Annotated in this window: 23 protein-coding genes; 8 read left to right on the top strand and 15 right to left on the bottom strand. The window is 40.0% G+C overall.

Annotation, left to right across the window (positions count from 1 at the left end; all coding sequences use genetic code 11):
• Positions 1 to 10: 10 nt before the first annotated feature.
• The 6 genes from cyoE (at position 11) to alr (ending at position 5229) form a co-directional block, all read left to right on the top strand.
• Positions 11 to 889, top strand: a complete 879-nt coding sequence (gene cyoE, locus MP622_RS04795) for a heme o synthase (RefSeq protein ID WP_243792787.1) — start codon at positions 11 to 13, stop codon at positions 887 to 889.
• Between the two features lie 259 nt (positions 890 to 1148).
• A complete protein-coding gene (gene rpsF, locus MP622_RS04790) occupies positions 1149 to 1538 on the top strand; it encodes a 30S ribosomal protein S6 (protein WP_016166408.1) in 390 nt (129 codons plus the stop codon).
• Positions 1539 to 1549: 11 nt separating this feature from the next.
• Positions 1550 to 1777 (top strand): 30S ribosomal protein S18, encoded by a 228-nt coding sequence (gene rpsR, locus MP622_RS04785; RefSeq protein ID WP_004278792.1) that lies wholly within the window; start codon positions 1550 to 1552, stop codon positions 1775 to 1777.
• Between the two features lie 9 nt (positions 1778 to 1786).
• The gene (gene rplI, locus MP622_RS04780; protein ID WP_016166409.1) at positions 1787 to 2233 is read left to right on the top strand and encodes a 50S ribosomal protein L9; all 447 of its coding nucleotides are present in this window, start codon (positions 1787 to 1789) and stop codon (positions 2231 to 2233) included.
• Between the two features lie 201 nt (positions 2234 to 2434).
• Positions 2435 to 3880 (top strand): replicative DNA helicase, encoded by a 1446-nt coding sequence (gene dnaB, locus MP622_RS04775; protein ID WP_044740372.1) that lies wholly within the window; start codon positions 2435 to 2437, stop codon positions 3878 to 3880.
• Between the two features lie 278 nt (positions 3881 to 4158).
• Positions 4159 to 5229 (top strand): alanine racemase, encoded by a 1071-nt coding sequence (alr, locus tag MP622_RS04770; RefSeq protein ID WP_243792786.1) that lies wholly within the window; start codon positions 4159 to 4161, stop codon positions 5227 to 5229.
• Between the two features lie 72 nt (positions 5230 to 5301).
• Here the strand turns inward: alr and MP622_RS04765 are convergent, their stop codons facing one another.
• From MP622_RS04765 to MP622_RS04745, 5 genes are all read right to left on the bottom strand, one after another.
• Positions 5302 to 5724, bottom strand: a complete 423-nt coding sequence (locus tag MP622_RS04765; RefSeq protein ID WP_243792784.1) for a BLUF domain-containing protein — start codon at positions 5722 to 5724, stop codon at positions 5302 to 5304.
• Positions 5725 to 5815: 91 nt separating this feature from the next.
• A complete protein-coding gene (locus MP622_RS04760) occupies positions 5816 to 6550 on the bottom strand; it encodes a proteasome-type protease (protein WP_243792782.1) in 735 nt (244 codons plus the stop codon).
• A 23-nt stretch (positions 6551 to 6573) separates the two neighbouring features.
• On the bottom strand, positions 6574 to 7356 hold the full coding sequence (locus tag MP622_RS04755) for a transglutaminase family protein (protein WP_243792781.1): 783 nt from the start codon (positions 7354 to 7356) through the stop codon (positions 6574 to 6576).
• On the bottom strand, positions 7353 to 7955 hold the full coding sequence (locus MP622_RS04750) for an alpha-E domain-containing protein (protein WP_243792779.1): 603 nt from the start codon (positions 7953 to 7955) through the stop codon (positions 7353 to 7355). The genes MP622_RS04755 and MP622_RS04750 overlap by 4 nt, the downstream gene beginning before the upstream one ends.
• Before the next feature lie 28 nt (positions 7956 to 7983).
• A complete protein-coding gene (locus tag MP622_RS04745; RefSeq protein WP_347881057.1) occupies positions 7984 to 9531 on the bottom strand; it encodes a circularly permuted type 2 ATP-grasp protein in 1548 nt (515 codons plus the stop codon).
• Between the two features lie 259 nt (positions 9532 to 9790).
• Here MP622_RS04745 and MP622_RS04740 point away from each other — a divergent pair, with 259 nt between their 5' ends.
• Positions 9791 to 10783, top strand: a complete 993-nt coding sequence (locus tag MP622_RS04740; protein ID WP_243792776.1) for a WYL domain-containing protein — start codon at positions 9791 to 9793, stop codon at positions 10781 to 10783.
• 394 nt (positions 10784 to 11177) lie between these two features.
• Here the strand turns inward: MP622_RS04740 and MP622_RS04735 are convergent, their stop codons facing one another.
• The 9 genes from MP622_RS04735 to madL form a co-directional block, all read right to left on the bottom strand.
• Positions 11178 to 12101, bottom strand: coding sequence for an acyltransferase domain-containing protein (locus tag MP622_RS04735; RefSeq protein ID WP_243792774.1), 924 nt, complete (start codon positions 12099 to 12101; stop codon positions 11178 to 11180).
• Positions 12079 to 12954, bottom strand: a complete 876-nt coding sequence (gene mdcB / locus MP622_RS04730; protein ID WP_243792773.1) for a triphosphoribosyl-dephospho-CoA synthase MdcB — start codon at positions 12952 to 12954, stop codon at positions 12079 to 12081. The genes MP622_RS04735 and mdcB overlap by 23 nt, the downstream gene beginning before the upstream one ends.
• The gene (mdcG, locus tag MP622_RS04725) at positions 12932 to 13612 is read right to left on the bottom strand and encodes a malonate decarboxylase holo-[acyl-carrier-protein] synthase (RefSeq protein WP_243792772.1); all 681 of its coding nucleotides are present in this window, start codon (positions 13610 to 13612) and stop codon (positions 12932 to 12934) included. Before mdcG ends, mdcB begins: the two co-directional genes overlap by 23 nt.
• A 10-nt stretch (positions 13613 to 13622) precedes the next feature.
• Positions 13623 to 14339: a biotin-independent malonate decarboxylase subunit gamma gene (gene mdcE / locus MP622_RS04720; RefSeq protein WP_243792769.1), complete on the bottom strand. Its 717-nt coding sequence runs from the start codon at positions 14337 to 14339 to the stop codon at positions 13623 to 13625.
• A 4-nt stretch (positions 14340 to 14343) separates the two neighbouring features.
• Entirely contained in the window at positions 14344 to 15231 is an 888-nt protein-coding gene (locus MP622_RS04715) for a biotin-independent malonate decarboxylase subunit beta (RefSeq protein WP_243792765.1), read from the bottom strand.
• A 3-nt stretch (positions 15232 to 15234) separates the two neighbouring features.
• Positions 15235 to 15543, bottom strand: a complete 309-nt coding sequence (mdcC, locus tag MP622_RS04710) for a malonate decarboxylase acyl carrier protein (protein ID WP_016166424.1) — start codon at positions 15541 to 15543, stop codon at positions 15235 to 15237.
• A gap of 5 nt (positions 15544 to 15548) precedes the next feature.
• Complete coding sequence (mdcA, locus tag MP622_RS04705; protein ID WP_016166425.1) at positions 15549 to 17204, bottom strand: malonate decarboxylase subunit alpha; 1656 nt, start codon at positions 17202 to 17204, stop codon at positions 15549 to 15551.
• Positions 17205 to 17225: 21 nt separating this feature from the next.
• Positions 17226 to 17987 (bottom strand): malonate transporter subunit MadM, encoded by a 762-nt coding sequence (gene madM / locus MP622_RS04700; RefSeq protein ID WP_243792763.1) that lies wholly within the window; start codon positions 17985 to 17987, stop codon positions 17226 to 17228.
• A 61-nt stretch (positions 17988 to 18048) separates the two neighbouring features.
• Complete coding sequence (gene madL, locus MP622_RS04695; RefSeq protein WP_243792761.1) at positions 18049 to 18450, bottom strand: malonate transporter subunit MadL; 402 nt, start codon at positions 18448 to 18450, stop codon at positions 18049 to 18051.
• 136 nt (positions 18451 to 18586) lie between these two features.
• On the opposite strand from madL, the gene MP622_RS04690 reads away from it, so the two are divergent.
• Positions 18587 to 19261: a GntR family transcriptional regulator gene (locus MP622_RS04690; RefSeq protein ID WP_016166428.1), complete on the top strand. Its 675-nt coding sequence runs from the start codon at positions 18587 to 18589 to the stop codon at positions 19259 to 19261.
• Between the two features lie 60 nt (positions 19262 to 19321).
• Here the strand turns inward: MP622_RS04690 and MP622_RS04685 are convergent, their stop codons facing one another.
• The gene (locus MP622_RS04685; protein WP_016166429.1) at positions 19322 to 20152 is read right to left on the bottom strand and encodes an SDR family oxidoreductase; all 831 of its coding nucleotides are present in this window, start codon (positions 20150 to 20152) and stop codon (positions 19322 to 19324) included.
• Between the last annotated feature and the right edge of the window lie 15 nt (positions 20153 to 20167).

The raw sequence follows: 20167 nt of genomic DNA, 5'->3' as shown, positions 1-20167 counted from the left end.
ACTGGTTGTCATGTTAAAAAAGTATTTATTCCTGACTAAACCAGGAATTCTCTTTGGTAACTTCGTTACCACTTTGGGCGGCTTCTTCTTAGCCGCCCAAGGTTCTGTAGATTTCCTTTTACTTCTGATTACACTACTAGCTACAACTTTGGTTGTTGCATCAGGATGTGTAGTTAACAATGTCATTGATCAAGACATTGACCAGAAGATGCAACGTACTCAAAACCGTGCACTTGTTAAAAAAACGATTAGTCCTAGTGTGGCACTGATTTTTGCCGCAGCTTTAGGTCTTTTAGGCTTTGGCATGTTATGGTTTTTTGTCAATGCATATGCTTTTGGTTTTGCTGTTCTTGGTTTTGTTGTTTATGTTGGGTTTTATAGTCTTTGGAGCAAACGTACCACCATTCACCAAACAGTGATTGGAAGTATCTCTGGTGCAAGTCCACCTGTGATTGGTTACACGGCTGTTTCTAACGAATTCGATGTAGCTGCTTTGCTTATTTTCTTAGCTTATGCACTTTGGCAAATGCCTCATTCATGGGGAATTGCAATCTATCGTTTCGATGACTACAAAAATGCAGGTATTCCTATTTTACCTGTTGCACGTTCAGTTTTTCGTACTAAAGTCGAAAGTCTGATTTATGTACTTTTATTTGCAGCAGTATTAAATGGGTTATATTGCTTTGGTTATACAAACTTATTCTTCTTGATTACTTTTAATGGTTTATGTGCTTATTGGGTATATTTATCAATTATTGGTTTTAAGGCCGAGAATGATCAAGTTTGGGCTAAACGTTATTTCTTGTATTCTGTGATTCTGATCACGGCATTAAGTTTTAGCTTTAGTTTTAGCTATGTAAGCCCTGCCCCGCATTTACCCCTGTTTTAAAAGATAGAGACCTCCTCTCTATCTTTTAAAGCTGGTCTTCATTTCTATACATAATTACTATTTGTAAGTTAATATCTATTCCACACCTAGATAAATCTTCTATATCGCCACTTCTTTGCGCATAAATTTAATATTGCTTGAATTTTATTGCCAAACCTTCTAAAATTCACCCCTCGCATCTAATGCGACACAACCTTGGTTGTGACTCCTTGCTTCTAACAATTACGTTAGGGGCTGTATAATCCGTAAGGAGCTGACAATGCGTCACTACGAAATCGTACTTCTGGTACACCCAGATCAAAGCGATCAAGTTGTGGGTATGGTAGAACGTTACCTAACTCACATCAAAGAAGCTGAAGGTCAAATCCACCGTCTTGAAGACTGGGGTCGTCGTCAATTGGCTTACCCAATCAACAAGATCCACAAAGCTCACTACATTCTTATGAATGTTGAGTGTGGTCAAACTACTCTTGATGAGTTAGAAGAATTGTTCCGTTACAACGACGCGATCCTTCGTAGCTTAATCATCCGTCGTGAAAACGCAATCACTGAAGAGTCATTATTGGCTAAGAGTGCTGAAGAAAAGCGTGCGCGTAAAGCTCAACGTGAAGAAGCACAACTAGCTGCTCAAGACTCTGCTGAAGCATAAGGAGAACATCAATGGCACGTTTTTACCGTCGTCGCAAGTTCTGCCGCTTTACAGCTGAGAACGTTACGTACATCGACTACAAAGATATCGACACTTTAAAACAGTACATCACTGAAAATGGCAAGATTGTTCCTAGCCGTATTACAGGTACTAAAGCTCGTTACCAACGTCAATTAGCGCTTGCTATTAAACAAGCTCGCTACTTGTCTTTGATCCCTTACACTGACAATCATAAGTGAGGTTGAGCTGTGGATATTATCTTATTACAACGCATTAAAAACCTTGGTAAATTAGGCGACAAAGTATCAGTTAAAGCTGGTTACGGTCGTAACTTCTTGATCCCTCAAGGTAAAGCTGTAGCTGCAACTGAAGCTAACACTGCTGCTTTTGAAGCTCGTCGCGCTGAACTTGAAAAACAAGAAGCTGAAGTATTAGGTGCTGCTACTGCACGTGCTGATCAATTGAACGAAGTTAACATCGTTATCACTGCTAAAGCTGGTGACGAAGGTAAACTTTTCGGTTCTATCGGTACGCGTGACATCGCTGACGCTTTAACTAATGCTGGTCTTGTTGTTGACCGTGCAGAAGTTCGTTTACCAAACGGCGCTCTTCGTCACACTGGCGAATTCAACATCGCAATCCAATTGCACCATGATGTTGTTGCTGAAGTTCTCGTTACTATCGTATCTGAGTAATTTCTTGCAAGAAAAAAGGGCATGCTCACGCATGCTCTTTTTTTATCTCTACATTTTTCTAATCTTCAAATGTCAGGCTAAAATCAGCTGAAATTTTGATTCTATTTTTATATCAGAGTGCGTATTATTGATGAAATTATCATGATGCGATGCACTTCAATATGCATGATTCATCCCTGCTTTTATCTTTAGGTTTTTGATATGTCTCAGGCGAATGCCACTGCTACACCAAACTCACCCAAAGCAGACAACAAAATAAATGAGTCGAATCAACTCAAAGAATTTCGTACACCACCACATAATTTAGCTATTGAACAGGCTGTACTTGCAGCACTAATGACTGTTGCTGAGTCATTTGAGCAAGTAAGTGATGTGCTCAATGAACAAGATTTTTATGCAACACGCCATAAGTACATTTATCGTGCAATTGAAAAACTTGCACAAGAAAATTCTCCTTATGATGCAGTATTGGTGAATGACTGGTTAATTAAGCAAAATTTGCTTGATGCAATTGGTGGTGAAGAATATTTAATGCAACTTATGGCAGACTCTCCTTCAAGTTTTTATAACCTTGAAACCTATGCCAATAAAATTAAAGAATTCTCGACTTTACGCAATATGATTAAAGTCAGCTCTGAAATTTTACAAAATGCCTATGACACCAAAGGTCGTAGTGTGAGTGAAATTTTAGATTTAGCTGAGACCAATATTTTCTCAATTGCCGAACAGCACAATAATAATAAGAAAAATTCAGGTCCTAAAGCCATCAACACTGTTGTTGCAGATGTCTTTGATAAATTAAATGAATTGTCACAGCTAGATGGCAATATCACTGGTTTAACAACAGGTTTTGTTGAATTAGACAATAAAACCTCAGGTATGCAAGCGGGAGACATGATTATTGTCGCAGCGCGTCCATCTATGGGGAAAACTACTTTTGCCATGAACTTGGTTGAAAGTGTATTGTTTAACTGTGACTTACCCGCGTTGGTGTTCTCAATGGAAATGCCCGCGGACTCGATTGCTATGCGTTTAATTTCTGCATACGGCAAAGTACATCAAGGGCATTTACGTTCAGGCAAACTCGACGGTGATGAATGGTCTAAAGTCACAGGTACGATTTTACAGCTACAAGAGAAGCATCTGTATATTGATGACTCTTCTGCCCTACCTCCAACTGAATTACGTGCTCGTGCGCGTCGTATCGCCAAACAGCATGGTGGTAAATTGGGCTGTATCATGGTCGACTACTTACAATTAATGAAAGTCCCTGGTATGGGTGATAACCGTGTTGGTGAAATTGGTGAAATTTCTCGTAGCTTAAAAGCTCTTGCAAAAGAAATGCAGTGTCCCGTCATTGCTTTATCACAGCTTAACCGCTCTCTGGAAAACCGTCCTAATAAGCGCCCAGTCATGTCTGACTTGCGTGAATCAGGTGCGATTGAGCAGGATGCCGACTTAATTATGTTTATTTACCGTGACGAGGTTTATAACAAAGAGTCGAAGGAAGCTGGTACGGCTGAAATTATTATTGGTAAGCAGCGTAATGGCCCGATTGGTACAGTCCGATTGGCTTTCGAAGGTCAATATACACGTTTTAGTAACTTATCGCCTGAGTACTATAGTCAGTACGATGATGAAGAATAAAAAATGGGCACTCAGCCCATTTTTTATTTACTCATGAATAATGCAAATAGCATCATTTTACAATCGTCTTTATCGAACAAAACCGATAACTCATAGATTTAAATAGAATAAAGCCATGAAATAAGATGGGTATTTGATTTTTATAGGTCTACAATAACTAACGTATTTTATGGATATTTGCCTGAACGGTAATACCCTTCCATGTTTCTGATTCGATGACTTGAAATAAAACCCTAGTTTTAATCTTGCCATTCTCTATTCCCAAAGGAGTCATTCGGGTGCGCCAAGCAACAGTTTGTATTGATCAATCAGCACTTCAATATAATTTAAACCGTGTTAAACAACTTGCCCCTAAGGCAAAAATCGTGAGCATGGTCAAAGCCAATGCTTATGGACATGGTATCAAAGACTGTCTTGCAGCCTTGAATAATACCGATGCTTTTGGTGTCGCCTGCTTGCAAGAGGCAGTAGAAATTCGTGCCTTAGGCTATGAACAACCGATTACATTAATTGAAGGAATATTTTCAGCGGATGAAATGCCGACTGTCATAGAACAAAAGCTTGAATGTGTCGTGCATCAACAACAACAAGTGAACTGGTTACTTGCCCATCAAGAGCAATACAATGCACTTGGACTTAAAGTCTGGATTAAACTCAATAGCGGCATGAACCGACTTGGTTTTAAAGCAAGTGAAATTATTGCCGTCATTAACACTCTAAAAGCGGCTGGTTTTACCTGTGTATTAACTATGCATTTTGCTAATGCTGATGCCGATCACCCCTTAAATGAACAGCAAATTGCACAATTTATTGATATAAAACAAAGTTGTGCTCCAATTCTGGCTTCATGCTGTAATTCTGCTGCAATTTACCGTTGGCCTGAACTCCATTTTGATTATGTTCGCCCAGGCATTATGCTGTATGGTGCAACACCATTTGCAGACCAAACAGTAAGAGACTTAGACTTACAACCTGTCATGACTTTTACTGCTGCAGTTATTGCCTTGAATCATATCCAAAAAGGCGAAAAAGTGGGCTATGGTTCAACCTATACTGCAACACAAAATACCGATTTGGCTATTGTTTCTATTGGCTATGGCGATGGTTACCCGCGTGCATATGTCAAACAAAATTATGTAGTAATTGAAGGGAAAATGCTTCCTGTTGTCGGACGTGTAGCGATGGATATGGTTGCTATTGATGTTACAGGGTTAAAAGTTGCTCTAGGCACACCTGTTGAGCTTTGGGGCAAACAACGTTTGGTCGATGATGTTGCTGATGCAAATGGTACCATTGGGTATGAGATTTTATGCCGTTTGAGCCAACGCCCTCATCGAATAGTGAAATAATAAAATATTGCTTTAGATACTGCTTTCTTCGATGAGTGGTATCTAGGGTTGTATGGCTGAGCTGAATAGAATTTATAATTGCTGTTCTGGAATACGATATAACAACTGCAAAAAAAGCTGTAATGATTCATGTTGCAGCAATAAAGGATTAAATGTGCTAGATCCCAATTGCTCAAAATAATGATGTACTTCTGAATGCCGACCTATATATTTCATACTCCAATCTGAAAAATGCGAATCACTCAGAATGTATTGTTGTGACAATATCGTTAAATCAAAGTGTCGTTGATCTTTTTCTATTTTATTCAACAAATTTAAAACCGAATCTTGTTCTCCTTCCAAACATTGGAAGAAGCAGCCATCTGCATAACACAATACGCCTTTGATCTTCAGCTTTACGTTAAAATCTCGGGCTTCTGATAGAATGTCTCTTAAATCTTGTAGTAGTGTTTCGGGGTGAAATTTGGCCTGACTGGCATAGCAAAGTTGGTACATTTTTGATTTCCTATCTTATTGTTTTATTGATTGTATAAATAAAAGCATAGCGCGATTTTTCGCGCTATGCTTTAAAAATAATAATACATGATTATTTAAAATAATCTTCCGACGGCTTTGGTAAATTCTGTAATCCACTCCGTAGTGTATCTGACCATTCCTTACTAATATGTTCGAAGTAAGGGTCTTCTTCTGTGATTCGCTTACCTTCAGGAATATGTAAACTGTTCTTGTTATAGATGAGCGCATCAAGTGGCATACCCACCGATACGTTTGAGCGCAATGTCGAATCAAATGAAATTAAGCTGCAACGTAAAGCTTCACTGAGTGGCATATCATAACTTAAGGCACGATCTAAAATTGGCTTACCATATTTGCTTTCTCCAATCTGGAAATAAGGTGTATCGCTGGTTGCACAAATAAAATTACCTTGTGGGTAAATATTATAAAGCTGCATTTCTGCTTGACCAATTTGTCCACCTACCAACAAACTACAGTAATAATTACTTTGTTCCTGCGTGTTTTCAGTTACATCTGCAATGACCTTTTGCAAGGTATGACCGACCAATTCAGCTACTTCAAACATGGTATTTACACTATATAAATTTGGTGTTTGTTGTAATTCTAAATGGTTTTTTAGATGTCCAATCACGGCCTGCGTTGTCGCTAAATTACCCGATGTTTGAATCGTGATAAAACGTTCGCCTTCAATTCCAAATGTATAAAGCTTTCGAAATACAGAAATATGATCTACTCCCGCATTCGTTCGCGTGTCACTGATAAAGACGAGACCTTCTTTTAATCTAAGCGCACAACAATAAGTCATCTCTTCCCCTTAACTTACATCCATTAACATGCAAGTACTTGAACAATTGAGTGCATCGTTTCAATTCCCCCTTTTTCGCGCACTCCACGAATTGGGGCAACATCCCAATAATCTCGACCAATTGCCACATAAATATGCTTGTCTGGGCTAAAAGTCTGGTTACTGATATCGAAACAATACCATGTGTTTCCCAGAAATACTTCCGCCCATGCGTGACTGGCAAGGTGTGATGTATTTGGCACAAATAAATAACCTGAAACATAACGCGCTGGCAAGCCCAAAGCTTTGCACATCGCAATAAAAACATGACTATGGTCTTGGCATACCCCCTGACGATTATGAAATGCTTCAATGGCAGACGTATTGACTGAAGTGTGATTTGGAATATAAGGAATATGCTGCAAAATGGCTTCAGCAAGTTTAGCCAAATTTTCATGCGTAAATTCAGGTACAAAACGATGCGCAAATTCTTTCATTTCCGCATTGCACATGGTCGTTGGCGTTGGTTGTAAGAATTGATAAGGATTTAGATGATCTATTAGACCCATCACCGAAGGCTGCTTATTCAGCTCAACAATGCCCTGCGCCATAATTGTCATTTGCTCATAAGCATAACGTTGTGAACTGGTAATCCAGATGTTATTGAACGAATCTCTCTTCGTACAACGCTCACCTGGCACACTGACATCCCAGTAATGCACATTCTGATGTGCATTATTCAATGGGGTCATTTTAATATACTGAATACTATTACATGCCTGTTCAGTATATTGATAGTGTGTCTGGTGATTGATCATGAGTTTCATGCATTCACCTCAAAGAAATATTGAATTTGGTCACTAAAGTTATAAAAATTCATTTGATCAGGTTGAGCTTTAAGTTGTTGCCAAGCCGTATCTAAACTATCCCAACCCATTTGCGCTAAAACTTCGATTAATGCTGCAATTTGCACTAAGGTTTGTGTCTGATCTTGCTTTAAGCGAAGTTGTCGATCTAGTTTCTCTAAAGTTTGCCCCAAAGAATAGAACAAGAAAGTTTCTTCAGGCTCAGTTTCTAGGACTTCACGACAATCTGCAATCACATCACAAATACACGTCGAACTCGCACTCGCATTCCGAATATATTGATTGAGTTCTGCATAGGTTTTTGCAGAAAAAACGCCTCTCAATTCTTGAACATTGTCTTTGGCAAACTGAAACTGTTGAATAAATGAATAAGGTTGTTCTGGGTCTAATACCAATTCATTTAGCGAGCTTGCATCAAATGCAGGTAAACAAAAAGCATGGGCATAAGACACAGCTTTCTGATCATCCATAAATGGAAATTGCTGACATAAATATTCAATACGCGTTAAATAACGACCTAACCAAAAAATTTGCTGTGCATTCGTGCTGAGTAAGATCATGAAATTGCTCCTTCATTGTTTTGGTTACTTATGAATGTAAATGGTCTACAACCCATGTATCTTTAATGCCACCACCCTGTGAAGAATTCACCACAAGAGAGCCTTCTTGCATTGCCATGCGTGTTAACCCCCCCGGTACAATTTCGGTACGATAAGGTGAACTCAGCACAAATGGACGCAAGTCAATATGACGTTCTGATAACCCTGTATCAGTTAACATCGGACAAACTGACAAATCCAATGTAGGTTGAGCAATGTACAAATGTGGCGTTGCTAAAATTTTATCTTTGAAAGTCGCAATTTGCTGTGCAGAAGCATGTGGCCCGATGAGCATGCCATATCCTCCTGAACCCTGTGCTTCTTTCACAACCAGTTGAGCTAAGTTGTCTAATACATATTCAAGGTCTTTGCTTTCACGACATTGATAAGTCGGTACATTTTTAAGGACAGGTTGTTCAGCTAAATAAAACTGAATCATTTTATCGACGTACGGATAAATGGATTTGTCATCTGCAACTCCTGTACCAGGCGCATTTGCAATCACGACATTCTTTTGTAAATAGGCAGACATTAAACCCGCAACACCAAGTGTACTGTCAGGCATAAAACACAATGGATCGAGATAATCATCATCAATACGTCGATAAATTACATCAACTTGCTGTTTGCCTCGCACCGTTTTGACATAAACCTTATCGTTTTCGACGTAAAGGTCACGCGATGTTACTAAAGGCACACCCATTTCCCTTGCCAAAAAAGAATGCTCATAATATGCGCTGTTAAAACGACCTGGCGTTAAAATGACAATAAAGGGATTATCGTTAAAGGCATTTTCGGCCAATATTTCTTTCAGTAGTAATGGATAATGCTCAATACCTTGTAAGTTATTTTGCAAACACAATTCAGGCATCAGTTTTTGGCTGATTTTTCGGCTTTCCAACATATAAGACACACCCGATGGCGTTCTTAAATTATCCTCAAGCACATAAAACTCACCATGACGATCTCGGACAATATCAATGCCACTAATTTGGCTGTAAATTTTGCCTTTTAAGCTCTGATTACACATATGTGGCTGAAAAGCCTCATGCTTGAGAACTTGTAGTTCAGGCACAATACCTGCTTTAAGAATATCTTGCTGATGATAAATATCATGTAAAAACAGATTTAAAGCCTTGACGCGTTGTGCACAGCCAAGCGATATCTTATTCCATTGCTTTTTCGCAATTACTCGTGGGATCACATCATAAGGAATGGTACGCTCTGTGCCTTCTGCTTCTCCATATACCGTAAATGTAATGCCTTCATATAAAAAATGCGCTTTGGCATGCTGATTTAAAGCTTGTAATTCATCTAAATTGTATTGTGAAAGCCAATGTTCAATTTTTGCGCAAGCGGTTTCTGAAACTGCTTGATCATCTAACATTTCATTAAAAAAAACAGAGTTCGTTCGCTCAAAAAGTAACTGTGTCTTCTCCTGCGGTTTTGCTACACCCTCCACTTTTGCTGTCAATTGCTTATTATTCACTTCTAGTGATAAACCATTAATATCTAAAATCTCTTTTTCATTAAGCATATGACCCTCTTTATAGTTATAGCCAAACTCATTTTTTATTAAGCAATAAGAATGCCACTCCTTGCATCTCTTATACTGATTTACTATTAATCCATTCTTTTCACTTCGACTCAATGTCATTTCTGCTTGATCTTGTGTCTAAATTTATTGAACTTTCTTTGCCCGATTCGGTGATAAATACTTGCCAATTCAGTTAGGTTTTCTTATTGTGTTTAACACTGTCTTGTTAATTCCCCACTTATTTATTTTTATTTGAATTATGTCTGCACAAGAAAAAGAAACATCGAATAGCCTTTATCGACAATGGCAAATCCTGTCCCGTCTTTCTACAGGAAAATGGATGGGAACTCGTGAAATACAGGAAATTTTGCAAAGAGAAGGCATCGATATCAGCTTGCGCACCATTCAGCGTGATTTGAATCAGATTTCACAGCGATTTCCAATTGAGAGCAACAAAACCGTTCCACAGGGATGGCGTTGGCGTTCTGATGCGCCGATTCAAAGTTTGCCCCATATGACCAGTTCTCAAGCCGTCACTTTTATGATGGTTGAGGAACACTTAAAGCACCTTCTTCCTCCAAGTTTACTGGAAGAAATGAATCCGTGGTTTGATTTGGCTCGTCGTAGTTTATCTACCCAAAATAATGTACGCCAATGGATTAATCGAGTACGTATAGTTCCTGCTAATCAACCTTTAATTCCACCTGTGGTGGATCGTGCTGCACAACAAGCTATTTATGAAGGTTTATTACAAGACAAACAATTGGAATGTGTTTATCAAAAACGTCCTCAAGCTGAAGAAAGCGTTTATACATTGAACCCTTTGGCATTGGTGCAAAAAGGTGCAACTATTTATTTAATTTGCACTCGCTATGATAAAACCGATATTCAAACTTTTGCTTTGCACCGTTTTAAGTCAGCCAAAGTACTAGATTCTCGTGCACTACATCCTGTCAATTTCGACATTGATGCCTATATTGACTCAGGTGCACTTGGATTTAGAGTCGACTATAACAAACCAACAGATAATGTTGCTTTAAAACTGACCATTCCAGAATGCGAGTCACATTATTTTGAAGAAAGCCAATTAAGTCGAGATCAGGTGATTACTCCACTTGAGCATAATCTGGTTCAAATTTCTGCAACGATTCCTTTTACCTCTCAACTCACGTGGTGGCTTCGCAGTTTTGGTAATAAAATTCAGAAAATTGAGCCTGAAGATGTTGAACGTGTAGTCCGACAACTTGACTGAAATGATTGTGGCAAAAATTTCTAGGCAAAAAAAAGTCCCAACTATTGGGACTTTATAATTTTATTGTATTTATCTGTTTTAATTTATAATCTTGCGTGGTGAAAGTTTTAGACATTATGTTTCTGAACCCCGACTCATATTGTCTACATCGATTGTATTTTTTGCTGCACATGGGATGGTTCAGCAAGCAAGTTCTCCTCGGTTATATCGAATGGATTTAGTGGTCATCACTGGTTTCTCCGTGTGGTTTAAGTTCATTTAATATACTGAATCTTCTACTTGACCTGAAATAAGCAATTGTTCCAATCAAATCATATTTTCTGCTTAAATCAATTTATGCAAATCATCTAATAAATGAGATCATCAATAAAACGTCATCTTGTGTTTATTTTATTTAAGAATAAATATTCTGCTGCTTTTCAATCCAAAGTTCTAAACCAGAAAACGTCTTAAAATCATCCACTGCTCTTACATTTAGATGTGGACTACGCTCCAATACCATTTTACTTAAAGCATTGCCTGGCCCAATTTCTAACACAATATCGGGCTGGTTTTCTTGCATAGCGGTTAAACACGAATCCCAATCTATGGCATGGTTCATTTGATCAATCAGCGCTTCGACTGCATCGCAGCTTTTAAAATATTTATGCCCACCTGAACCACTAATGATAGGTACTTCCAAACGATTAAACAGATGCTGTTGTAAAACCTGCCGATAAGGAGCTACAGCACCATTCATTAAAGAGGTATGGGAAGGAATACTGACATTCAGTCGCTTCACCGAATGTGTTCCCACCTGTTTAAGTTGTTGTGTCAATTGTTGTAAGTTCGATGCCAGACCACCGACAATAAAATGGCTATCGCTAATTTTTATTGATAATTCAGTCTCTATGTTTGCCAAAATGGGGGATACCCCTACCCAATTCATGCCCTGAATAGCCAACAAACCACTCGGTACATGCACCGCGTTTGACATCAATATGCCCCGCTGTCGGGCTAAATAAAGTCCTTGTGCAAAATCTGTTTGAGTTGAGCAAATCAGTGCACTTAATTCACCAAGTGAGTAACCTGAAAAACTCATCGTTTCTTCTAAGCAATGTTTTAACTTTTGCCAGCGACACCACTGTAGGGCAAAAATAAAGGGTTGAGCAAAATCATTACAATACAAATCTGTCTCAGATAAGTCAGCCTTAAACAACTCAGGCAGATGTTGCGTGAGCTGCAAGTTGACATCTAACTCTATAGCAAGGTCTTTCAATTGCTGAACATGAGCTAAGTTCTGCACCCCTTGCCCACTAAATAATATTGCGAAATTCATGTTCCACCTTCAGCATGAACAAAGTTACCCCCAATAAGTCTGCACTTCCGCCAGGACTAAGATGATGTTGAACAAAGTAATCTTCGATTCTTTTCACTTCTTGCATCCAGTCGACTTGTAGTACCCCACCGCGTACCAAAAACTGCTTCGCCATATCTTGCACAATATATAGAGCCGATAAACCGCCACGCCAAACAATATTGGTATCTTGTAAATGAGACATTAATGCAAATAAAGCTTGAAGCGATGCACGCTTTTTATCTTCTGTTTTTGCATAAATCTCTAAATAATGTGGAACTGCAACATCTAACACTGTTTTAAAACCTGAAGCGACTTCCTCAATTGCACCTGTAATGCCGTATTGACTGCGCATGCGTTGCCCGTGGCTGTTGGGATTACGCTCTAGATGATGGAGTAATTCCTCTTGCCATGTTTGCTGAATCATACGACTAATCGAAATCGCATTCAGTGCAATATCTTGAGCAAAGCATTTTCCTACTGCTGCGCTGGCAAATCCTAAATTAAAAATAGCCCCTTTGTGGGTGTTAATCTGTGCAGTTGCATCCATCATTTTTTGTTCAGCTTGAATGCCACATTGCCGAATATTATCAAAAGCAACGTGCTGATAACCATTCAAACATTGGGATTGAAAATAACCCTGTAAAGCGTCAATACTGCGCTGAAATAATGGAAAATCCATATCAGTATGACTGCCCTGTGTTGTCGGACATACTAAACCGGGCTTTTGTTCTAAACTCACTTCTTCATAAAGCGCTGTTCGCGCTAAATGATCTAATCGCATAGCATACTGTGAAATATCCAATACACAGTCATGCTTCTGTATAATCTGCATCTTCAAGCGTACCTTCTAATAATTGTTCTAATCTCAGCATATCCACCCGCTGCAATCCTTTTACAATAATGCTCTGCGATTGGTCTGGATAAATCATCAGGAGTTCATTAAACGATACATGCCAAGCTGGGTGTATTTGGATTTCTCCATCCAAACGTATCTGGCTCAGTGCTTGAGCCTGTTGAAGCAGATTTAGAATCGCTGAAATTTGTGTTAAATCTTTTGGATATAACACCAAATCCAAGTCGGATGTTGAACGTACATAGGCTTCTTTAGTGAGATATTCATAGGCATAAGACCCGTAGACATACACTTCGCAGCCAAGCTGTTGCAAAGCCTCGGCAAAATCATGAATTACTGTATCTGAAAAGGTGTTTGCATGCTCTTTTAAGAGCATATGTAAAGATAGTGGTCGGGCGATCAGTTCAATTTCAGTAATATCGACTAAACAAGCAACCCGATATTTACACCCCTCAACAAAGCAGTTGATCGCCAGCTTAACTTGTCCATCAGCCGAACTTTCCTGCCGACATACCGTCATTGGAATGTGCTGATTCAACAACTGGTACACTTTTTGTCTAGCAGGTTCAGGTAAGGAACTATCCAAAAAATGTAATGTTGCTGAATCATAGAGATAAGCTAAGTCATGACGATCCATATTCTACTCCTTAGCTGAGTGCTACTTTCTCGACAATTTGATTACAAAGCATTCGCCCCTGACGTTGCTGACCAACTACACGGCGCTGATCTGTCATATAACTTTCGAGATGTTGCTGTTGATTGACTAATGCTTGACTCACCCAATCGGTGTCCAAGTTTTCCCATACGGCGTTGATAGCGCCCATCTTGTAGAAATTTTCGACTCCTGGGGCAAAGATGGCTGAGCTTTGCGACAGTTGTTTCAACTTTTCTACAGGAATTTTGGTGACACGCGCCATCGCGTTCAGATCCATGACTTTGACCTGAGAATCGCTCAGTGCATACACTTCATTTGCCATTAATCCATAAGACAGGAAGCCACCACTGACAGCTTGACCGAAAATAATGGCAAGATTGGCATGTCCACTACGGCGTAATAAATCTACACATGAAGCTAAATGTGCAAAAGTACGATTGAGACACAACAATTCATCGGCACGGGAAAGATCTTGTCCTTGCGTATCTACAATAAAAACCACAGGAGTTTGATCACCTTGTTGTACCAATTTTAAAATTTCAGAAGACAACTGAATGGCAATGTCTTGATTAATCGGCGCGGCATTAACCGTACCCAAAATTCGTACTGGGCCAACCGCAGTCTGTGCATCCCCTTTAATGACATAACCCTCAATCTGATAATTCAGTTGATTTGGAAAAAGTTGTTTCAAAACTAATTCTGTATTCATTGCATCATCCTTGCTTTAGCATCACGACTTCATGCGCCGATAGCATTGGAATTTTTTCTGGCTGAGCAATGCCCATTTCATGCCAAATCTGTAAGCCATCGTTTTTACCAAACCAGCGTTGCTGTTGTTGCTCAAGCTGTTGCTGTTGCTGCAATAATTGTTCTAAGTCTAGAGGGGCCGTCTTAACATCTAGCTGCGTTAAAATCGCATCGCGAATATCTGTAATATCATCCTCAACCAAAGCTTGTACATGATTGAGTAAATAACGATGTTTACCACCTGTGACACGCCAAACCAAAGCACGGTCTTTCGAGTCAAATTCTTCCACGCCTTTGACCGTTTCAATCACTTCTGGACCCGATAAAGCCAAACGCCCTTCTTCTGTCATGATGATGGCACTGCTCAAACATGCACTAATACCCATACCACCAAAAGCACCACAGGTTCCACCAATCACCGTAATAATCGGAATACCTGCATGTCGCACTTGCAACATGGCACGCATGATTTCTGAAATTGCGATCAGGCCCGCATTGGCTTCATGTAAACGCACACCACCTGAATCCACAAAGAACACCACGGCTTGTGATTGATCCTGAATGGCTTTTTGTAAAAGACCGACTATTTTTGCCCCGTGGATTTCCCCCACGGCACCGCCCATGAACTGTCCTTCTTGGGCAATAATATGAATTGGGGTTTGATTGATCGCTGCTGTACCTATAATCACACCATCATCAAAACTGCCTGGAATGTCCAAAGCAGACAAGTGCGGACTGACTTCGATTTCGGTCGGCTTCAAGATTTCTTTAAAGCTGTTTTCATCGACCACAGCTTGAATACGTACACGTGCGGTTTTTTCATAAAAACTGTTTTTGAGCATCACTTGATCCATGTTCTATACTCCCTTAAACATAGATATTGCTTGGCTTAAGCGCAGGTTCACTACCGCTGGGGTCGCCCCCATATCATTTAACTGAAATTTAAGCCCTGCTACCGCATGACGTTGTGCAAACTCATTCAGTACAGACTGCCAAACATGTTGAAAACCAACGGCTGACGTAGTGACTTCAATCTGACAAATATCTGCCTGATCATGCTGTGAAACTAAGACTTCTAAATTTCCAGAACCAACCACACCACAAATAACAGCCGCCTGTTCAGCACTCAGCGGTGCTGATTGCAATTCAAATTTTAACTTTTCCATGTCAATCACCAGTTTCTAAAGCGGCTTGGGGGGCTATATAAACCACCCGACCATTTAACTAAATCTTTCACCGATTTTGCTGCGAGCAAATCACGACTCACTTGTGTCGGATCAATGCCTAAATCTTCTGGACGTTGAATAATGCCGCGCTGACGTAATTCTTCAACTTTCGCTGTATCACGCTTCATCCCCACTGGGGTATAACCTGCTACACCACGAATCGCTTGTTCCCGTTCTTCTGGGGTCCGACATAACAGTAAGTTGGCAATGCCTTCTTCCGTCACAATATGGGTCACGTCTTCGCCATAAATCATGATTGGTGGGAGTTCGCTGTCCATTTTGTCTTGTAACTGCCACGCATCTAACTCTTCTACAAAGACAGGATGCATATGTTCACGGTACGTTTCGACCAACTGCACTACCAGTTTGCGACCTTTTATGAGTTTGCCGTCCACCGCTTCACGCCCTGCTTTGGTATAGGCATAACTGGCATGACGACGTCCATGCGGGTCAGAACCCATATTCGGTGCCCCCCCAAAACCAGAAATACGGTCTACCGTCGCGGTTGAGCTGTTGCCTTGCAAATCAATTTGTAATGTTGAACCAATGAACAAATCACACGCATATAAACCCGCAGTTTGACTAAAGGCACGATTCGAGCGCATGCTGCCATCACTACCCGTAAAGAACACATCTGGACGTTCTTTAATATAGTCTTCCATCCCGACTTCAGAACCAAAGCTATGAATTGATTCGACAAAACCACTTTCAATTGCTGGAATTAAAGTTGGGTGCGGATTCAAAGCCCAATTGGTACAGATCTGCCCCTTTAACCCCAATGAAGCCGCATAAGTAGGCAGCAATAATTCAATCGCCGCAGTATCAAAACCAATGCCATGATTTAATCGTTGAATTTGATATGGTGCATAGATACCTTTAATAACCATCATCGCCATTAAAATTTGCACTTCGGTAATTTGTGCAGGATCACGAGTAAATAACGGTTCTATATAGTTGTGCTTGGGACTTTCAATATAAAAATCGACCCAATCCGCAGGCACATCCACACGAGGTAACTTATCGACAATTTCATTGACCTGCGCAATCACAATGCCGCTTTTAAATGCAGTCGCTTCAATAATTGCAGGCGTATCTTCTGTATTGGCACCCGTATATAAATTTCCTTGACGGTCTGCCGCATGTGCCGTGATTAAACACACATTTGGAGTGAGGTCGATAAAATAACGCCCGTATAACTCTAAATAGGTATGAATTGATCCGATACTAATTCTTTGCTGCTGAACCAATTGAGCCAGACGCAAACTTTGTGGGCCAGCAAAAGAAAAATCAACTTTAGAAGCAATACCCTTTTCAAAGACGTCTATGTGACTCGGTAAAGCCAATACAGACTGAACAATGTGTAAATTATTCACCACATCTGGATTACATTGACTTAAGCTCTTGGAGAGAAAATCTGCCTGTTTCTGGTTATTGCCTTCTAAACACACTCGATCTCCGCAAGCAATGACCGTTTCTAATAGTTCAATGACACGTGCATGTTCAACTTTCTTTTCAAAGCCTTTTTGCTTTGCTTGATTGAGTTTTTCTTGTCTACGGGTTCTCTGCTTATCCCATAAATGCTTCTTAACCATCTGGTTCATGTTGACACCTTTATGCTTTGATTAACCGAAAATGGCATTGATCGTGAGGAAAAATACCGATGGAGCGAGCAAACAACCCAAACCTGTATAGAATGTTGCAACTAAAGCACCATAAGGAACTAAGCGCACATCTGTACCTGCCAAGCCAGCCGCTGTACCACTGGTTGTACCCGCCAGACCACCAAAAACCATGGCAGAACGAGGGCTTTTTAAATACATGAATTTTGCAAGTAATGGTGTTCCGACCATAAAGAACACTGACTTAATCAAACCAATCGCAATTGATAACGCAATTACTTCTGAGCTTGCACCCACTGCTGTGCCTGTTACTGGGCCCACGATATAGGTCATTGCGCCTGCACCAATTGTGGTCATAGATGCTGGATCTTTATAGCCCATGAGCCAAGCGACCATAGCACCAATCACAAAGGGAATCACACAACCCAACAGCAGCGCGATCAGGCCAACTTTGCCTGCTTTCTTGACTTCTTTTACATCGACTTCAAATGCAGTAGAAGCAATTGCCAAGTCACGTAACATGGCGCCACCAAGCAAAGCAAAACCACCAAAAATTGCGATGTCTGAAATGCCTTTTTCACCTTGGGTATATACGCCTGCAAAGTACGCCAAAACCAAGCCCATGGTGATGGCAATCGCTGAACTTTGTAATTTACCTTTGGTCAGATATTTTGAGAGGAGATGCGAGACATACATCATCAACCCCGTTACTGCCAACGCTGTGACTAACGCATTTTTCGTCAATACTGTGACTATTTCTTCCATTACGTTTCTTCCTTGTAACCTAACCAACCGTTTTTATTCTGTATCCATGCCTGACTGGCTGTTAGACCGCTTTTTCTACTGTTTCAACTGACCATTCATAGGTTGCATAATCACCGCTAGATTTGTTTAACCAACGAATGACCAATACCGTACCAATGAGTGAAGCGACAGAAACAATCAGTCCCAACATACCGCCTGATAAAGCGGCAACTACGTTTTGCCCTGCTGACATGGCAACCACGATTGGAATGTACATCCCTGACCAATACAACACACCGAACTGTGTGACTTGTGGCAGGTGTCCACGTTTTGCTAAAAGCTCCTTTGAGATAATGAGTAAAATCATGGCAATTGCGACACCACCAACATTGGCTTTAACGCCAAGTGCCATACCTAGAATATTGCCTAGATAAACACCGAGTAGATGGCAGACTGCCAGTATGGCTGTTCCGTAAATAATCATCGCTGAATCCTCCCTGGATCATGCTTTGCTTCTAATAATCTGACTTATAATTTGCTATAGTTATAGCCTATCTGTATTCAGTGTACAATGTTTTGTACTCAAATAAACATAAATTGTATACAATTTTTGGTGGTGTATGACTTCTATTGCAGAACTCCCTCTTTCTATTCAAATTAGTAAAAAGTTAGAGGACGATATTATTTATGGTTTCTTCTTACCTGGAACCAAACTTGATGAACAAGAACTGTGTGATCGCTATGGTGCTTCTCGTACCCCAATTCGTGAGGCATTAAAGCTTCTTGCAGCCGAAGGTCTGGTCGAAATTCGCCCACGTCGTGGCGCCATTATTCCGACCATTAACCCATTAACTTTATGTGAAATGTTTGAAGTGATGGCTGAATTAGAAGCCATGTGTGGACGTTTAGCCGCACGTCGTATTCAACCTGAAGAAAAACAAGAATTACAGCGTTTGCATCTATTGTGTCAGGATTATTTAAAGCAAAATGATTCAGAAAACTATTATGAAGCCAACCGCTTATTTCACTTTGCCATTTATCAGGCCAGTCATAATGCTTTTTTAATTGAACAAGCATCCACCTTACATAAACGTTTACATCCCTATCGACGACTACAGCTTCGTGTAAATAATCGAATGAATAATTCTTTTTCGGAACACAATGCCATTTTAGATGCCATTTTTGCAGGTGATGAACAACAAGCTGAAGATTTATTGAAAGCCCATGTGGTCATTCAGGGTCAAAAATTTACAGACTTTATTTCAACAATCGAGAGTATTCAGCCCAAAAGTTAGTCTTTTGTAGAGATTCGAGCACCCAGATAGGTGCTCGTCAGTTCAGCCACTTAAAACAGTTCACGTTGATGAAACCGTCGTGATTTTTGGGTGGTTCAATTCTGCAAAATTTTGAATTTTATCAATGTCTTTTTGAATCGAGCTCGACACCACATTCGGTAGCACCTGATTCACTTTGACAAAGATTTTTTCAGGATATCCCACTTGATAGTACAACTTATCGTTCTGTAAAAATTGATATAGCTCTTCAGCTACAAAAGCAGGGCTGTCCATTTTTACACCCAGCTTTGCATTCATTTCCACTACTACTGGACTGTTCATGGTGGTGGCGGTTGCCCGAGGTGAAAAGTATTTAAACTGAATCGGTGAGTTGGAATATTCACGTGCCAAGGCTTCGGTTGCACCGCGTAAGGCAAATTTACTGGCACAATAACTCACATAACCTGGGTAACCAATACTGCCAAAAGTCGAACCCATGTTAATAATTTGACTTGGTGCAGTTTTCGACATTAATGGAATAATGTGCTGAATCAATTGCAGTGGATAAACCACGTTAATCAGCATCATCTGTTCAATCGCGTCGCTAGATTGATGACTAAACAAAGAAAAATCATTCACCCCTGCATTATTAATATAGTAATTAATGTGAATCTTTTGCTGCGTCAGTGCTTGAATAAATTGTTCACGACTCTCGGCATCGCTCAAATCGCAACGCAGACTTTGTAGCTTTAATTGAGGATATTGTGCTTTAAGCTCTGCCTGCATAACTTGTAATGCTTCAGCATTACGTGCCACAAGTATCACGTTCACATTGTTTTTACATAAATTTTCAACGATAGCTTTACCTATGCCACCTGTTGCCCCAACAATCACTGCAGTTAAATTTGACATAACCCTATTCCTTTT

The sequence above is a fragment of the Acinetobacter sp. PK01 genome, assembly GCF_022819285.1.
GTDB lineage: Bacteria > Pseudomonadota > Gammaproteobacteria > Pseudomonadales > Moraxellaceae > Acinetobacter > Acinetobacter tandoii.
The sequence above is the reverse complement of the archived record's forward strand: the minus strand, read 5'-3'. Positions and strand labels throughout refer to the sequence as shown.

Excerpts from the sequence above, each read along its gene's own strand:
- cyoE (WP_243792787.1), top strand. The coding sequence starts at position 11 with ATGTTAAAAAAGTATTTATTCCTGACTAAACCAGGAATTCTCTTTGGT.
- rpsF (WP_016166408.1), top strand. The coding sequence starts at position 1,149 with ATGCGTCACTACGAAATCGTACTTCTGGTACACCCAGATCAAAGCGAT.
- rpsR (WP_004278792.1), top strand. The coding sequence starts at position 1,550 with ATGGCACGTTTTTACCGTCGTCGCAAGTTCTGCCGCTTTACAGCTGAG.
- dnaB (WP_044740372.1), top strand. The coding sequence starts at position 2,435 with ATGTCTCAGGCGAATGCCACTGCTACACCAAACTCACCCAAAGCAGAC.
- MP622_RS04765 (WP_243792784.1), bottom strand. The coding sequence starts at position 5,724 with ATGTACCAACTTTGCTATGCCAGTCAGGCCAAATTTCACCCCGAAACA.
- MP622_RS04760 (WP_243792782.1), bottom strand. The coding sequence starts at position 6,550 with ATGACTTATTGTTGTGCGCTTAGATTAAAAGAAGGTCTCGTCTTTATC.
- MP622_RS04755 (WP_243792781.1), bottom strand. The coding sequence starts at position 7,356 with ATGAAACTCATGATCAATCACCAGACACACTATCAATATACTGAACAG.
- MP622_RS04750 (WP_243792779.1), bottom strand. The coding sequence starts at position 7,955 with ATGATCTTACTCAGCACGAATGCACAGCAAATTTTTTGGTTAGGTCGT.
- MP622_RS04745 (WP_347881057.1), bottom strand. The coding sequence starts at position 9,531 with ATGCTTAATGAAAAAGAGATTTTAGATATTAATGGTTTATCACTAGAA.
- MP622_RS04740 (WP_243792776.1), top strand. The coding sequence starts at position 9,791 with ATGTCTGCACAAGAAAAAGAAACATCGAATAGCCTTTATCGACAATGG.
- MP622_RS04735 (WP_243792774.1), bottom strand. The coding sequence starts at position 12,101 with ATGAATTTCGCAATATTATTTAGTGGGCAAGGGGTGCAGAACTTAGCT.
- mdcB (WP_243792773.1), bottom strand. The coding sequence starts at position 12,954 with ATGCAGATTATACAGAAGCATGACTGTGTATTGGATATTTCACAGTAT.
- mdcG (WP_243792772.1), bottom strand. The coding sequence starts at position 13,612 with ATGGATCGTCATGACTTAGCTTATCTCTATGATTCAGCAACATTACAT.
- mdcE (WP_243792769.1), bottom strand. The coding sequence starts at position 14,339 with ATGAATACAGAATTAGTTTTGAAACAACTTTTTCCAAATCAACTGAAT.
- MP622_RS04715 (WP_243792765.1), bottom strand. The coding sequence starts at position 15,231 with ATGGATCAAGTGATGCTCAAAAACAGTTTTTATGAAAAAACCGCACGT.
- mdcC (WP_016166424.1), bottom strand. The coding sequence starts at position 15,543 with ATGGAAAAGTTAAAATTTGAATTGCAATCAGCACCGCTGAGTGCTGAA.
- mdcA (WP_016166425.1), bottom strand. The coding sequence starts at position 17,204 with ATGAACCAGATGGTTAAGAAGCATTTATGGGATAAGCAGAGAACCCGT.
- madM (WP_243792763.1), bottom strand. The coding sequence starts at position 17,987 with ATGGAAGAAATAGTCACAGTATTGACGAAAAATGCGTTAGTCACAGCG.
- madL (WP_243792761.1), bottom strand. The coding sequence starts at position 18,450 with ATGATTATTTACGGAACAGCCATACTGGCAGTCTGCCATCTACTCGGT.
- MP622_RS04690 (WP_016166428.1), top strand. The coding sequence starts at position 18,587 with ATGACTTCTATTGCAGAACTCCCTCTTTCTATTCAAATTAGTAAAAAG.
- MP622_RS04685 (WP_016166429.1), bottom strand. The coding sequence starts at position 20,152 with ATGTCAAATTTAACTGCAGTGATTGTTGGGGCAACAGGTGGCATAGGT.